Source organism: Microcoleus sp. SVA1B4 (genome assembly GCF_036700545.1).
Classification (GTDB): Bacteria; Cyanobacteriota; Cyanobacteriia; order Cyanobacteriales; family Microcoleaceae; genus Microcoleus.
Genome location: NZ_JAUBPB010000062.1, coordinates 1 through 14,797, shown reverse-complemented (window position 1 = coordinate 14,797; position 14,797 = coordinate 1). Strand labels below are relative to the sequence as shown.

General features: G+C 49.0%; 9 protein-coding genes. 8 read left to right on the top strand and 1 reads right to left on the bottom strand.

All coding sequences use genetic code 11. The annotated features are described in order from the left end of the window. Positions 1–38: 38 nt before the first annotated feature. The 3 genes from QT987_RS23120 to QT987_RS23110 all read left to right on the top strand — a co-directional run bounded on the left by QT987_RS23120 (position 39) and on the right by QT987_RS23110 (position 6,177). Entirely contained in the window at positions 39–1,958 is a 1,920-nt protein-coding gene (locus QT987_RS23120; protein WP_333244832.1) for an SdrD B-like domain-containing protein, read from the top strand. A 545-nt stretch (positions 1,959–2,503) separates the two neighbouring features. After that, entirely contained in the window at positions 2,504–4,918 is a 2,415-nt protein-coding gene (locus tag QT987_RS23115; RefSeq protein WP_333244829.1) for an SdrD B-like domain-containing protein, read from the top strand. 398 nt (positions 4,919–5,316) lie between these two features. Continuing rightward, positions 5,317–6,177 carry an SDR family oxidoreductase gene (locus QT987_RS23110; RefSeq protein ID WP_333244827.1) on the top strand — a complete coding sequence of 287 codons (861 nt, stop codon included), beginning with the start codon at positions 5,317–5,319 and terminating at the stop codon, positions 6,175–6,177. Between the two features lie 423 nt (positions 6,178–6,600). Here QT987_RS23110 and QT987_RS23105 read toward each other — a convergent pair whose 3' ends face one another. Next, positions 6,601–7,629 (bottom strand): hemerythrin domain-containing protein, encoded by a 1,029-nt coding sequence (locus QT987_RS23105; RefSeq protein WP_333244822.1) that lies wholly within the window; start codon positions 7,627–7,629, stop codon positions 6,601–6,603. Positions 7,630–7,961: 332 nt separating this feature from the next. Between QT987_RS23105 and QT987_RS23100 the strand changes: the two genes are divergently transcribed. The 5 genes from QT987_RS23100 to QT987_RS23080 form a co-directional block, all read left to right on the top strand. Continuing rightward, positions 7,962–9,227: a pitrilysin family protein gene (locus QT987_RS23100; protein WP_333244819.1), complete on the top strand. Its 1,266-nt coding sequence runs from the start codon at positions 7,962–7,964 to the stop codon at positions 9,225–9,227. A gap of 426 nt (positions 9,228–9,653) precedes the next feature. Beyond that, the gene (locus QT987_RS23095) at positions 9,654–10,922 is read left to right on the top strand and encodes a pitrilysin family protein (protein WP_333244816.1); all 1,269 of its coding nucleotides are present in this window, start codon (positions 9,654–9,656) and stop codon (positions 10,920–10,922) included. Positions 10,923–11,213: 291 nt separating this feature from the next. Then, a complete protein-coding gene (locus QT987_RS23090) occupies positions 11,214–11,840 on the top strand; it encodes a Uma2 family endonuclease (RefSeq protein WP_333244813.1) in 627 nt (208 codons plus the stop codon). 475 nt (positions 11,841–12,315) lie between these two features. Next, on the top strand, positions 12,316–14,136 hold the full coding sequence (locus QT987_RS23085; RefSeq protein ID WP_333244811.1) for an efflux RND transporter periplasmic adaptor subunit: 1,821 nt from the start codon (positions 12,316–12,318) through the stop codon (positions 14,134–14,136). Positions 14,137–14,507: 371 nt separating this feature from the next. Next, positions 14,508–14,797: hypothetical protein (locus QT987_RS23080; protein WP_333244808.1), on the top strand; the 290-nt coding region annotated here is incomplete at its 3' end.

Sequence of the window (14,797 nt, the reverse complement as noted above, 5' to 3'; positions counted from 1 at the left end):
AAAACATTGAACCGCGTTCATTGGGCCCCAGCAACACCATGTCCGAATTCAGAACCGCCAGCCAAATAGACATCGGCAACGTCAACATCGGGAACTTCCAAGTCGGCAGCATCAGCGGCACTAAATACAACGATTTTAACGCCAACGGCCTCCCAGATCCCGGAGAAGTCCCCATTCCCAACTGGCAAATCTACCTCGACCTCAACAACAACGGCCAGCTTGAGTTTAACGAACCTTCCACCCTCACAAACCCGCAAGGCAACTACATCTTCGCCAACCTGCCACCGGGCACTTACCAAGTTAGGGAAGTCCAGCAGCCGAACTTTCGCCAAACTACCCCAAATCCCGCACCCATCACAATTACCAGTGGCACAAACGCTGGCAATATCAATTTTGGCAACAACTTCAACGCAGGGACGATCGCAGGCACAAAATTCAACGACATCAACAACAACAGCAGCCGAGATCCTGGGGAACAAGGGCTAGCTAACTGGCAAATTTACCTCGACCTCAACCGCAACAACAGGCTAGACGGCGACGAACCTTTTACCTTTACAAACGTTGAAGGCAATTACGCTTTTGTCAATATTCCCGCAGATACATATTTGGTGAGAGAAGTCCAGCAACCGGGTTTTCTTCAAACCACGCCTGACCCCGGCCCGGTTAACGTTACTTCCAACGCCACTGTCAACAACATCAATTTTGGCAATGTCTTTTTTGTCGGCAGCATCAGCGGTGTCAAGTTCAACGACCTCAATGCCAACAGCGTCCGAGATGCGACAGACCCGCCTCTGACCAACTGGCAAATTTACCTCGACCTCAACGGCAACGGCAGCTTTGATCCGGGCGAACCCAACACCATCACCAACCCGCAAGGGAACTACACTTTTGCCAATGTTTCTCCCGGCAGATATTTGGTCAGGGAAATCCAGCAACCAGGATGGGTACAGACTACGCCAAATCAAGGCCCGATCGACATCACCGGCAATACCAACGCTGTCGGCGTCAATTTCGGCAACAATTTTCCTACCGGCAGCATCAGCGGCTTCAAGTTCAACGACCTCAACGCTAACGGCATCAACGAACCGACGGAACCGAGAGTTGCCAACTGGCCGATTTACCTTGATTTCAACAACAACGGCAGTTTAGATCCGGGCGAACCTTCGACTTTAACAAACCCCGAAGGTAATTTCTCTTTTATCAATTTGCCTCCAGGAACCTATGTCGTGAGGGAAGTCCCGCAGCCCGGTTTTCAACAAACCACGCCAAATCCGACTCCGATTACCGTGGGTAACGGCACAAATGCCACTAATCTCAGCTTTGGTAACGTGTTGGTGACTGGCACGATCAGCGGTGTGAAATTTAACGATTTTAACGCCAACGGCCGCCTAGATCCTGGGGAACCGCCGATCGCCAATACTCAAATTTACATCGACCTCAACAACAACAGCAGTTTAGATCCGGGTGAAGCGAGTACCTTAAGCGACCTTCAGGGCAATTACAGTTTCCGCAATGTTCCGGTAGGTAGTTATGTTGTCAGGGAAGTTCCGCCCCCCGGTTTTATTCAAACGACTCCGCCTGCTGTGGTTGTTGTCTCGGCAGAGATTCGGGCCAGCAGCATCGATTTGGTAACGGGAGAGGCTGAGGGTAGGGCGGCTAAATCCTGGAAGGGCGACCCGCTGACGGATGCCAACAGCTATACCGGACCCGAACCTGCAGGTAATATGAGGGCCGATAGCTTGCTTTTGAGCCAGGGTCATGATAGTTATCAAAATAGTAAATTTTTGAGTGATGGATTTTTTGCAAATTTAGGCAATATTCCTAACTTTGGGCAACAGAATTTAGGTCTAGAACCTAATGCACAAATTGGTAATTTTGTCAATAAAAATGAATTAAATAATGGGGCGATCGCTCACTCGTTTGTGCAGATGGGCGCGAGAGATTTCTCGGTTATGTAGGGTGACACAAAAGTCGATCGCCCCACATCCCAAACCGCAGATAAAAATTAGGAAGAGGTTAAAGGGCGATCGCGTGATACCCTATTGTTGGCAACCTCCAACGCATAGCCAGAGTTCCGGGAAGCCCAAAGCTGGCTTGTATATGAGGAGCAAGATTCAGAGGTAGTATCATACCTGTTTTTAGGAATTATCAGACAATTCCCCAAGTGCGATCGCCCTCGTGGCATGGTCGCTCAATTCACCGAGGTTCAGTGAATCTTAACGTTGTTCCAGCTCTAAACAGCAAGTGTCCACGGGCAGAAAAACTCAGGGCGCAAATCTTGAAGATATTGCGCTCAAATTGCCACAGCTATTCAAAACCTGATATAATCTCGTGCGACAAAGCTGGAGTAAGCCTGATGTTAGATGAGGAACCTTCGAGCAACGTAGACGTATGTATGATTGAGTAGCGATCGTCAGTCGCTAGCAGCAGCTAACTGCTGATTGACAAAGTGATACAGTAGCCTGTAGCTTACGTAGATTTAGGTGTGAAGGAAAAGAAAATCATGGCAGAAGAAAGAATAGCTAGTCAGGTACTTCCTGTATTACCCCAAATAGTGCTACCGCCAACCATCAATTTTGGCAACGCTCCTGCGGGTATCCAGGGTACCAAGTTCAATGACCTCAACGGCAACGGCGTTCGAGAACCGGGCGAACCGGGACTGCGCGATGTCCAAATCTTTATTGACACGAATAACAACACCCAGGTCGATCCAGGTGAACCCTCGACGCTGACAAACGCCAGCGGAAACTTCGTATTTCCAGGCTTGCTTCCAGGCACCTATACAGTCCGGGAAATCTCGCCACCCAGATTCACCCCGACAACTCCCAACCCAGTCGTCGTCACCCTCGCGGGAACTAATGCCACAGTGTTGTTCGGCAATGCTCCCGTCCCGGGCGGTCAGATTATTGGCTGCAAATTCCTCGACGTAGACAACGACGGCTTTCGAGACGGGAGTGAACCCCCGATGGAAAACGTCAGAATCTATATCGATGCCAACAACAACGGTCAGCTAGATGCAGGGGAACGCACTACCTTAACCGATAGAAACGGCGAGTTCCGATTCACTGATTTGCCGGCTGGGCAGTACCGGATTCGGGAAGAGCGCGCCAACGGGCCGGGAACTGAACCGTTAGAAAGAGATTTTCCCCAAAGCACCCCCCCCGGTAGCACCCCCCTGCTTGACGTGAACCTCGGCCCTGGCGAAATCTGGGCCTGCGCTCAAGTAGGCAACACTCCCCTGTACGAAATCCCGATCTTCAAATTCCGGGACGACAACGCCAACGGCATACAAGACTCCGGCGAAGTTGCTCTCTCCGGCATCCCGTTCATCCTCGATTTGAACCGGAACGGCCAAAGAGACGCGGGCGAACCGCAACTGTTCACTGGCGCTGATGGTAGGGCTACCTTTAGAGATTTGAAGGCTGGTAGCTACTCAGTATTGGAAACCTTTGACACATTCATACCCAACCAGCCGCCAATTGCAACTACGCAGAACCCGGTAGAAGTTACAGCCCCCGGGCCCCAATCGCGACAGCAGGGAACACTGCCTTTCATCGTGGCAGATGCAACTGTTCCAGGTGGTCAGCGTGTCGTTGCGGCGAACTTTCCGCCCCCCTTCCCCCCCGTAAACCCGGAACCCGCAGTCTTCTTCACCCCGATTTTGGTAAATCCAGGTAGCGGTGCTGTCGGGAATACGCGCCCCAACATCAATATCTTCAAATACAACGATCAAAACGCTAACGGTCGTTACGAACCGGGCAACACTCTACAGGAAGTCGGCATTCCCGGCGTCACGGTCTACCTTGATGCCAACGACAACGGCGCCCTCGACCCAGAGGAACAATCCCTAGTAACTGATGCCAACGGGCGCGGTGCTTTCACCATCCTGGAACCGGGCAATTATGTGGTTCGAGAAGTGCCACAGGTTGGTTTTAGTCCTACTACTCCGGATCGGGTGCAGTTCAACCTCAGCACTGAAGATGCCAACGTCGTCTTTGGCAACACCCCCAACAGCCGGATCACTGGGTGCAAATTCCAAGACGTGAACGGCAACGGCTACCGAGACGGCTTTGAAAGGCCGATCGCAGGGGTCACAATCTACCTCGACAGCAACGGTAACGACGCCCTTGATGCCGGAGAAGCAAGTACCATCAGCGATGAGTTTGGTCGCTGGGAGTTTGGCAATTTGACCCCCGGTATTTACCGAGTCCGGGAAGTGGTGCCTTCCAATTCTTTCCAAACTACTCAACCACTAGACATCGTTCTGGGCGCAAACCAAACGTTTACTTGTGCTTTGGTGGGCAACGGCCAGTTCGAGGACTTTATCGGAGAAAAATTCCGGGACGACAACCGCAACGGCGTTAAAGATCCGGGCGAACCTCCTTTGGAGGGCATCCCGTTCACCTTGGATTTCAACCGGAACGGCCGCTACGATGCTGGTACCGAGCCTCTGGTAAGGAGTGATGCTAACGGCCAGTTCGTGTTCACCAATTTAGCTCCAGGCAACTATTCGCTCTTGGAAGTTTTCAACGCTCCGGGCATTCCCAACCCGTTCCCCATTCCGACAGGGCCTAACCCTGTTACGTTCTCCGTACCGGGACCAAATACTGTTGTAAGACAGATCGGTGTGTCGGCGCCAATACCGACGGAACAAGGAATAGCTATTCGGAGCATCGATCCGCTGACTGGCGACACGGGTGTGATTGATACTCCAGATAGTCTGACTAACGTCAGTGGCTCAGTCGCTCCACAAGTCAGCTTTGACAACTCGATCGTACTTGAGAATGCTGGTGCGGCTAATATTATTGGCAAGAAGTTGGAAGAGGGGGCACAGGCTGCGATCCTACCGTTTTTAGCAGCTCAGCGTGATGAATCATTGTTCGTCGGTGCTCCTGAGCCTACGAATTTGCTGTTTTAATCTTAAGTTAGGTTTCTAGTTCGAGACTCAGCAATTAGCAACTAGCTTCTTTAAAAAGCACGTCAAATGATGTTTTGACGTGCTTTTTGCTGTTTTGACAATAATTAGAGGCTCGCGGGGCGGGTTTATCGATTTCTTTAATTACCGGAAATATTGTTCGTGAAACCCGCCTCTACAACAAATATATCCCGATGCTCGTAGGGGCGCGTTTTACCGACAATCTTTGAGGAAAACTCACAATTTATATAAACCAACCCGCCACAATCATGGGTTCGGCTGACGGGTGTATTTATCTCTTTAATTACTGTCTTTAGTCGTAGAGCGCGATCGGCAAAAAGAACGATGTCCTACCTCCAGAAAACCTTTATCTATGAAGGTAGAACGTAGAGGAATTTTTTATGCCAACCGAACAGAAGATTAATCCGCCTCAACATCAAGAACAGCAACCCGGTATTGAATCCCAAATGACTCCGCAACCTCAATCCTTCGCGGAGGGATATCGCGGTAGCGACAAATTGCGGGACAAAGTAGCCTTAATTACCGGTGGAGACAGCGGTATCGGGCGTGCAGTGGCTCTTGCATTTGCCAAGGAAGGCGCTAACGTGGTCATCAGCTATCTTAACGAAGATGATGATGCCAAAAAGACCAAAGAGGCGATCGAACAACAAGGCCGACGCTGTATGGCGATCGCCGGCGACATCGGTGATGAAAGCCTCTGTCAAAACCTTGTAGAACAAACAGTTAAAGAATTTGGTAGCCTCGATATCCTCGTCAACAACGCCGCCGAACAGCATCCCCAAGAAAGCATCGAAAACATTACCGCCGAACAATTAGAGCGCACCTTCCGCACCAACATTTTCTCAATGTTTTACCTCACAAAAGCCGCTCTCAAACACCTCAAAGAAGGAAGTGCAATTATCAACACTACCTCTGTCACCGCTTACAAAGGCAATCAACAATTGCTAGATTACTCCTCCACAAAAGGAGCAATTGTTGCCTTTACTCGCTCCTTGTCTCAAAGTTTAGCTGAGAAAGGAATTCGCGTCAACGGAGTCGCCCCCGGCCCGATTTGGACGCCTCTAATTCCTGCAACTTTCCCTGAAGAAAAAGTGGAGAAATTTGGTGCAGACACCGCCTTGGGACGCGCCGGTCAACCCGATGAAGTTGCCCCCAGTTACGTATTTTTAGCTTCAAAAGATTCGTCTTACATGACTGGTCAAATTTTGCATCCCAACGGCGGTTCTGTGATTAACGGCTAGAAATAATAGATACCCGTAGGGACACTCCAAGAGCCCATTAGTGTCAACTTAACGTCAAACCCTTTCAGAGACTGCTGTTTGACTATTAAGCCTAGATCCCCCCTAGCCCCCCTTAAGAAGGGGGGGACAAGAGTGCAGTCAAAGTCAACCCCTACTCCCCTTCTTAAGGGGGATTTAGGGGGATCTAGACTTGGCATAAAACCCATATTTCTCAAGGGTTTTAGTCTTAAGTTGACACCAATGGGCACGGCGCCGTGTCCCTACTGTATCTACTTCATAAACCTGCGATACGCTGTATATTGAACATTTGTGATTTTAGATATTAGATAAAACAGTAATCCCGCCACGTTGGTAGCGGGATTGATAGGTTGCAGTTTAGCTAGTTTTTAGCTCAGCTAGAGCTACAATTAGCTCGCTGCTAAATTATTTCAGGTTAGCCATTTCTTGCTGCATTGTGCTTTTGGCTGCTTTGAATTGAGTAGCCATTTGTTCCATTTGCGCTTCGCTCAAGTTGCGGCGAATTTGAGCGAACATATCGCTTTCTTCTTCTTTAACGTGATCCTGAACTGCTGTTTGGAGCTGTTTGATTTGGGCTTTGAAATCAGAAGAACTGGGGTTCATTGACTTAATCTTGGCGAGCATTTGCTTCATTTCTGCTTGCTCGTTGTACAGTTCTTGAGTGTTGCTGTAGTAGCTGCGAATTGCTGGGTAAACAATTTGTTCTTCTGCTTCTGCGTGGACGCTTAAATCTTTGTACAACTGACCGAAGAATTCTTGCAGTTTTTTCGGATCGTCGGTGCTTGCGATTTCCATAAAGAGGGTATCGGCTTTCCGGTGATCCATGGTGAGGATTTCGGTGATGTTCATCTCATCTTTGCTGCGGGTAACTGCACCGCCGATGATGCCGGTCATGGCGGCCATTGCATCTTGTACGCGGGCCCAAACGCCTTGGTCGGGGTCTTTGCCGGTCAGTTCGCGCACGCCTAAAATTTCGAGAACTCCTTTGAGTTGTTCTTGGTGAGCGCGGTTCTCAAAGTTAACTGTATTGAGCGGGGTAATGGCAGCTTCGATGTCGGCGCCGACTACTTGAGCGGCTTTGTGAATTAACAAGCCAGCCATTGTTTGTTTGTGTTTGAGCAGTTCGTGCTGAGCGACTTTTTCAAACATGGTGAGTTCAGAACCTTGCATGAGTTTCTGAACTTCTTCAATCATTTTTGTGCTGGTTTCTTTGGGCTCGGCTTGAATGCCGTATTGCACGATCGTAGTTTCTAATACGCCCAAGTTTTTGCGATCGTCTTCGAGCATATCCCGGAAGCGCTGGGCTAGTTCGGAGTCGTTACAGGAATTGATGAATAATTGCTCGTTGGCGATCAACAGGTTTTGCAGCGCTTTCATGTCTGCTAATTTAGTTGCGATCGCTTGGCGCTTGGTATCTTCTAAGGTAGCTACCATCTGTCGTTTCTCCTCTCAATGTCTTTAGTGTTCTTACATCTCTTAATTTATTGAAATATTCTGATAACATCCTCTTTCTCCCGACTGATTCATTAATATCCCGCGCAACCTATTGACTTTTGAGCAAAAAAATGGTAATTAATTAAGGCTAAGGTCGTTTTAAAAAAAATCAAAAATTACCCTTAATAACAACTGACAACAGTCAACTGACAAGGGCCAACTGACAAGGGCCAACTGACAACTGACTTTTGTATCAATTAATCCCGATCGCATAGCTGGAAGGCGCTACCATAGTTGCAGCCGAAGTTAACTAAAGTTTAAGAATAACTAGCTTGTCTCAACTGCTCACTGCTTTAGAGTTCCCAGCCAATGTCTGGAAGCTGAATAATGGGTTAACGGTCATTCACCAGCGGATTTCGGCCACACCGGTGGTCGCGCTAGACGTGTGGGTGAGGGCTGGCGCTACGCTGGAGCCGGATTCTTGGTCTGGAATGGCTCATTTTCTAGAACACATGATATTTAAAGGGACGGATTCGATCGCCCCTGGAGAATTTGACCAGGTAATCGAAAATCGGGGCGGTGTCGCCAATGCAGCTACAAGTCACGACTACGCCCATTTTTTCGTCAACGCTGCGGCCGATTATTTAGCAGAAACAGCGCAGCCGCTGGCAGAATTGCTGCTGCGGGCTTCGATTCCGGATCAGGAATTCGATCGCGAGCGAGATGTGGTGCTAGAAGAAATCCGTCAAGCTCAAGACAATCCCGATTGGCTGGGTTTCCAAGCCATGATGGAAACAGTTTATCAGCGTCATCCCTACAGGCGATCGGTATTGGGAACCGAAGAGTTGCTGATGTCGCGAACTCCCCACGAAATGCGCTGTTTCCATCGATCGCACTATCAGCCGGAAAATATGACAGTGGTGGTAGTCGGGGGAATTGATGAACAACAGGCCAGAGATGTTACGGGGAAAGCTTTTGAGCAGTTTTCCGATCGGTGGGATTGTCCCAAATTTACCGCAGAGGCGGAACCGCCACTGATAGAAATTCGCCGTCAGGAACTCTGTCTCCCGCGATTGGAACAAGCGCGGCTGATGATGGCGTGGACGGGGCCGGGAGTTGAACACTTGCAAAGTGCTTGCGGCTTGGATTTGCTGTCGGTGTTGCTCGCAGACGGGCGGACTTCGCGTTTAGTCAGGGAACTGCGGGAAGAATTACAATTGGTAGAGGCGATCGACAGCACTTTCTCGTTGCAACGGGAATCGAGCTTATTTACTATCAGTGCAGTCTTGGACGCAAAGGATGTCGAACAGGTGGAATCTCGGATTTGCGATCGACTTTGGGAATTGCAGTCTGAGCCAGTTTCCGAGGTAGAATTGCTCCGGTGTAAGCGTTTGCTGTGCAACGATTTTGCTTTCTCGCTCGAAACGCCGGGACAGCTAGCCGGTCTTTACGGATATTACAATACGATCGCCACTGCGGAAGTAGCGCTTAGCTATCCCACCAGAATTCAATCATTTGGGCCATTAGACCTCCAGCGCCTAGCTCAACAATATCTATCTCCTCGACGGTATACGGCCGTGGTACTCAAACCAATCTAATTGGTAAATCGGTGAATATAAATATCTTTTATACCAGATAGAGGTTCGGCGTTTGTCCGGGGTTCTCTGTGCTTGTGGCGCACCGTACCGAATAGAGGTTCGGCGTTTGTCCAGGGTTCTTTGTGCTTGTGGCGCACCTTAAAGGATAGATATTGTTACATTTAGGAATGAGAATTAAATAACTTACAGTCTTGAAAGTGGGGTGTCCCGCCCGCCCTTTTTGGACGGGCGGGACGCCCATCCCACAATAACAATTAAAATTGTAAGTTATTTAATTCGCGATCCTTCGATGTTGTGCGTCAAACCCTTCCCGGTATGACATCATACAATATGCAAATGGAAAATAGAAAAATGGCAATAGAGTAATTACCAATTATCCATTACCTATTCCCAATTACCCATTCCCAATTACTAAGTAAATTAATCATGAAAAATGAAGTACAGCGCACGGTTTTAGACAACGGTATTGTTGTCTTAGCAGCAGAAAATCCAGCAGCAGATATTATTGCAGCTAGGATATTCCTGCGGGCCGGTAGTCGCTACGTGCAGCCGGAACAAGCAGGATTGTGTCACTTGCTGTCGGCGGTAATGACTAAGGGAACCGATCGACTGTCTTCGCTGGAAATTGCCGAGCGTGTAGAATCGGTGGGAGCGAGGTTGAGTGCCGACTCTACTACAGACTATTTTTTAGTGAGTTTGAAGACGGTTTCTGCGGATTTTGAGGAGATTTTGGAGTTAGCGGCGCAATTGACGCGATCGCCCACTTTCCCGGAAGCTGAAGTCGAACTCGAACGCCGCATTGCCATATCAGCAATTCGATCGCAACAAGAACAGCCATTTGCGATCGCATTCGAGCAATTGCGGCACTCGATGTACAAGGAACACCCCTATGCTTTCTCTCCCTTGGGCACGGAAGCTACTATGTCAAAGCTCACTAGAAACGAGCTCGAAGAGTTCCACAAAACCTATTTCCGTCCCGATAATGTAGTTATTTCTGTAGCCGGCAGAATATCGACCGAAGATGCGATCGCCCTGATCGATCAAACTTTTGGCTCCTGGAAAGCGCCTTTAACACCCCTGCCAACTTTAACCGTCCCCCCCCTATCACCCTCCCCTCAATCGGTCGTTACCGCGCAAGATACGCAGCAATCAGTGATTATGCTGGGCTACCTCGCACCCTCTGTCAAAAATCCAGACTACGCAGCGATTAAATTGCTGAATACTTATTTGGGTAACGGTTTGTCGAGCCGGTTGTTTGTGGAATTGCGGGAAAAGCGGGGCTTGGCTTACGACGTTTCTGCGCTGTACGCGACGCGCTTGGACACGGCTCAGTTTGTGGTGTACATGGGTACGGCGCCGGAAAATACAACGACTGCTTTTGAAGGATTGCGCGCCGAAGTCGATCGGCTCGCCAACACCGAACTAAGCGACGAAGAATTGCAAGCTTGCAAGAATAAAATGCTCGGTCAATATGCTTTAGGAAAACAAACCAATTCGCAAATTGCCCAAGTTTTAGGCTGGTATGAAATTTTGGGATTGGGAATTAAATTTGACCAGCAATTTCAAGAAGAAATTGCACAGGTGACAGCTTCACAAGCGCGGGATGCTGCTAAGAAATATTTTGTAGAACCATATATTTCTTTGGTGGGCCCGGAGGCAGCGATTACACAGTTGGTGGTGGCGGCTGTTTGTTGAGTAGGAAATTGGCGATCGAACTTTTCAAAAGTTCGATCGATGCGATCGTCCGCTATTTCTAGGAATGTAAAATGAATGTTTCGCGTTGCGGCGTAAGAGATGAAAATGGGGCATAGGGCATAGGGCATAGGGTAATGGGGCATCGGTAACGGTTTGATCCGTCACACATCGCGTATTCAATCTGATAGACATCTCCCATAATTCTTGTGGAACAGGCATCCTGCCTGTTCAAAACAGGCTTTTTAGGAGATGTCTGATATACTAAAAGAATTGATTGGGCTAAGTTGAGCTATGACCATTGCGATCGACCAACCAATACAACAGAAGCCACTCAGCTTTGACGAGTTTATCGCCCGTTATGGTGGCGATAACCGCTATGAACTGATCGATGGAGAAGTATTCGACTTGGAACCAACAGGCCCTCATGAGCAGGTTGCAGCCTTCATTAACACAAAAATTTGTGTCCAGATCGACGGAACAGGCTTACCTTGGTTTGTCCTTCAGCGGGGACTATTGCGCCCTTCAAATATTGGTATGACAGCATTTCGACCTGATGTTGCAGTTGTCGATCGAGATGAACTTACCAAAGAACTGTTTTGGTCTGACGAGTCGATCCTGACACTGGGCACTTCGATTAAATTTGTGGCAGAAGTTGTTAGTAGCAACTGGCAAAATGATTATTCCCGTAAGGTCGAAGACTACGCAGTTTTAGGTATTCCTGAATATTGGATTGCAGACTACGCAGGATTAGGTGGTACTCAACACATTGGGAAGCCCAAACAACCCACCCTCTCTATCTGCACTTTAGTGAATGGGGAATATCAAATTCAGCAGATTCGGGGCAATCAGACCATCGTCTCTCTAACTTTCCCAGATTTAAAACTGACTGCTGAACAGGTGTTGATGGCTGGCAGGTAAAATCACTACAACACGTAGGATATATTAGGATATATTCTTCAGATAAAGGTAGGTTTAGCCACAAGGTTTGAGTAGACAGTTCGCGATCAATCTAATTCCTATGCAACGTAGGGTTATGCTGAGTGCTGAGTTTTATTATTCTCTATATATTGGCGTAAAACGTTATTAATTAAAGTTTTATACTGTGAGTCTTGAGCCTCACACCACTGCTTCACATCTGGATCGAGCTGAACTAAGGATCGCGAATTAAATAACTTACAATTTTAATTGTTATTGTGGGATGGGCGTCCCGCCCGTCCAAAAAAGACGGGCGGGACGCCCATCCCACTTTCAAGAGTGGAAGTTATTTAATTCTCATTCCTTATTATCCGAAGATACCTGCGCTACAACCGAAAAAACCTAGTGAGACTTCAATTGAACCTTTTCTGTTCCCGATCGGTCTAAATTCAAGACAGACCCATCAGGTCTAATTTATATGTACTTCGTAAAGCACTTTCAGATTAAAAAAGAGCTGACTCCCTGGCTTAGCGGACTCCTCGCCACATCCCTGCTTGCAGGAGTCGGCTACACAGCTTACAGCCAGTTAACAGTCAAATCCAGCCGCGAAACCAGAGGCAGGGAAAAAACCGTTGCTGTCGAAAGGGTGAACCTGCCGATTACAATTTCGGCAAACGGCACAATTGTACCCGAACGTTCCGTTAACGTCAGCCCCAAAACTTCAGGAATGCTCAAAAGTTTGCTTGTCAATGAAGGAGATAGGGTTGAACAAGGGCAGATTCTCGCCTACATGGACGACTCCAACCTCCAAGGGCAACTTACCCAAACTCGCGGACAACTCGCAGCCGCCGAAGCAAACCTGGAAAAATTGGTCAACGGCACTCGAACCCAGGACATTGCTGTGGCTAAGGCAGTGTTAGCAGAACAACAGGCAAGTCTGGAAAAATTGCTCAACGGCAATCGAACCCAAGACATTGCTGTAGCTGAGGCAGCGTTAGCTGAACAACAAGCAAGTCTGGAAAAATTGCTCAACGGCAATCGAAGCCAGGATATTGCCGTAGCCGAGGCACAACTAGCTGAACAACAGGCAAATTTACAAAAATTGCTTAAGGGCAATCGCCCTGAAGACATCGCCCAAGCAGTCGCCCAACTCAGAGATGCCGAATACGCCAAAAACCAAGCAGAGGAAGACTTTCAGAGAAATCAGGAACTCTACAATGCCGGAGCCATTGCTTTGCAAATTGTCAACAACTCCCGCACCGCGCGCGATCGAGCTCAAACGCAAGTCAGACAAGCCGAACAAGCTGTAGCTTTGCTGCAAGCGGGTGCTCGCCCCGAAGAAATCGCTTCAGCGCGGGCTGCTGTCGAGCAAAAACGGCAAGCTTTGACCCTAGCGCGATCGGGGGCACGCCCGGAAGACATCGCTGCAGGGCGGGCTGCTGTGGAGCAAAAACGGCAAGCTTTGGCCCTGGCGCGATCGGGCGCACGCCCGGAAGACATCGCTGCGGGGCGGGCTGCTGTGGAGCAAAAACAGCAAGCTTTGGCCCTGTTAGAAGCTGGTTCCCGCCCCGAAGACATCGCCCAAGCCCGCGCCCAAGTTCTCGCCGCTAGAGGCAGCCTGCAAAGCGTTCAAGCCCTGATCGACGACACTGTGCTACGGGCTCCTTTCACCGGCACTGTCACCCGCAAGTACGCCGATCCGGGCGCTTTTGTGACTCCCACGACGGCAGGTAGTGCGGTTTCTTCGGCGACTTCTTCTTCTATTTTGTCCTTAGCTTCCAAAAATCAATTAGTAGCAAACGTAGCAGAAACTAATATTTCTCAGATTCAGATCGGCCAGGCTGCGTCTATTCAAGCCGATGCTTTTGCGGGAAAGACTTTTGCAGGTAAAATCACTCAAATTTCGCCTCAGTCGATCGTCCAGCAAAATGTGACAAGTTTTGAGGTAAAAGCGGCAATTATTAATGATGATAAACAAATGCTGCGATCGGGAATGAATGTGAATGTTGAGTTTAAGGCTGGTGAACTTAAAAATGTTTTGGTAGTTCCGACTGCGGCAATTGTCCGCCAACAAAGGGAAACGGGGGTTTTTGTTCCCGGTGGAGAAGATGGCAAACCTGCTTTTATGCCGATTAAGACTGGTATGACGGTGGATGATAAGACGGAAGTGCGATCGGGTTTGAAAGGAGATGAAAAAGTGCTGCTTAGTTTACCCCCCGGATTGCGGCCTAGATCCCAAAATCCATCGTCGGGTGGAATTCCGGGTTTGCAACCGGGTGGGGGAAGGCGCTTGCGTTAGTAGTTAGTCCGCGCAGTAGGGGCTAGTTGGTTCGTCGCAGAGTCCGCTAGTTCGTCGCAGAGTCCGCCAGGGATTGAAATCCCTGTCTCATAGCGAAAGTCCTCTGAAAGAGGACTGAAGAGTTAGTTGATGTAGATCGGTTTTAGACGAATTTTCAGTCGGTTTCAACCGACTGTCTTCTATGAGACGGGGGTTTCAACCCCCGGCGGATCGTGCCAAAAATCATATCGTTTCTGGCTGCATCATCAGACGAATTTTCAGTCGGTTTCAACTGACATCTTGCAGCAATATCAATAAGAGGATTTTTCGTGGGTTCGGGCGGGTTTATAGAACCTATTTGCAAGCTTTAAGCCTGTTGGCGAACCCGCCCCTTGTATCTTAAAAGAGTGCGTCAGTCGATCGCCACGTCATTGATTCGATCATACCGACAATCAGGCGATTGTACCGACAATCAGGCGATCGAGCCGACAAGTGGGCGATCGTACCGACAATCAGGCGATCGAGCCGACAAGTGGGCGATCGTACCGACAAGTGGGCGATCATACCGACAATCAGGTGATCGAGCCGACAAACAGGCGATCATACCGACAAACAGGCGATCATACCGACAAACAGGCGATCATACCGACAATCAGGCGATCAAACCGACAATCAGGCGAGC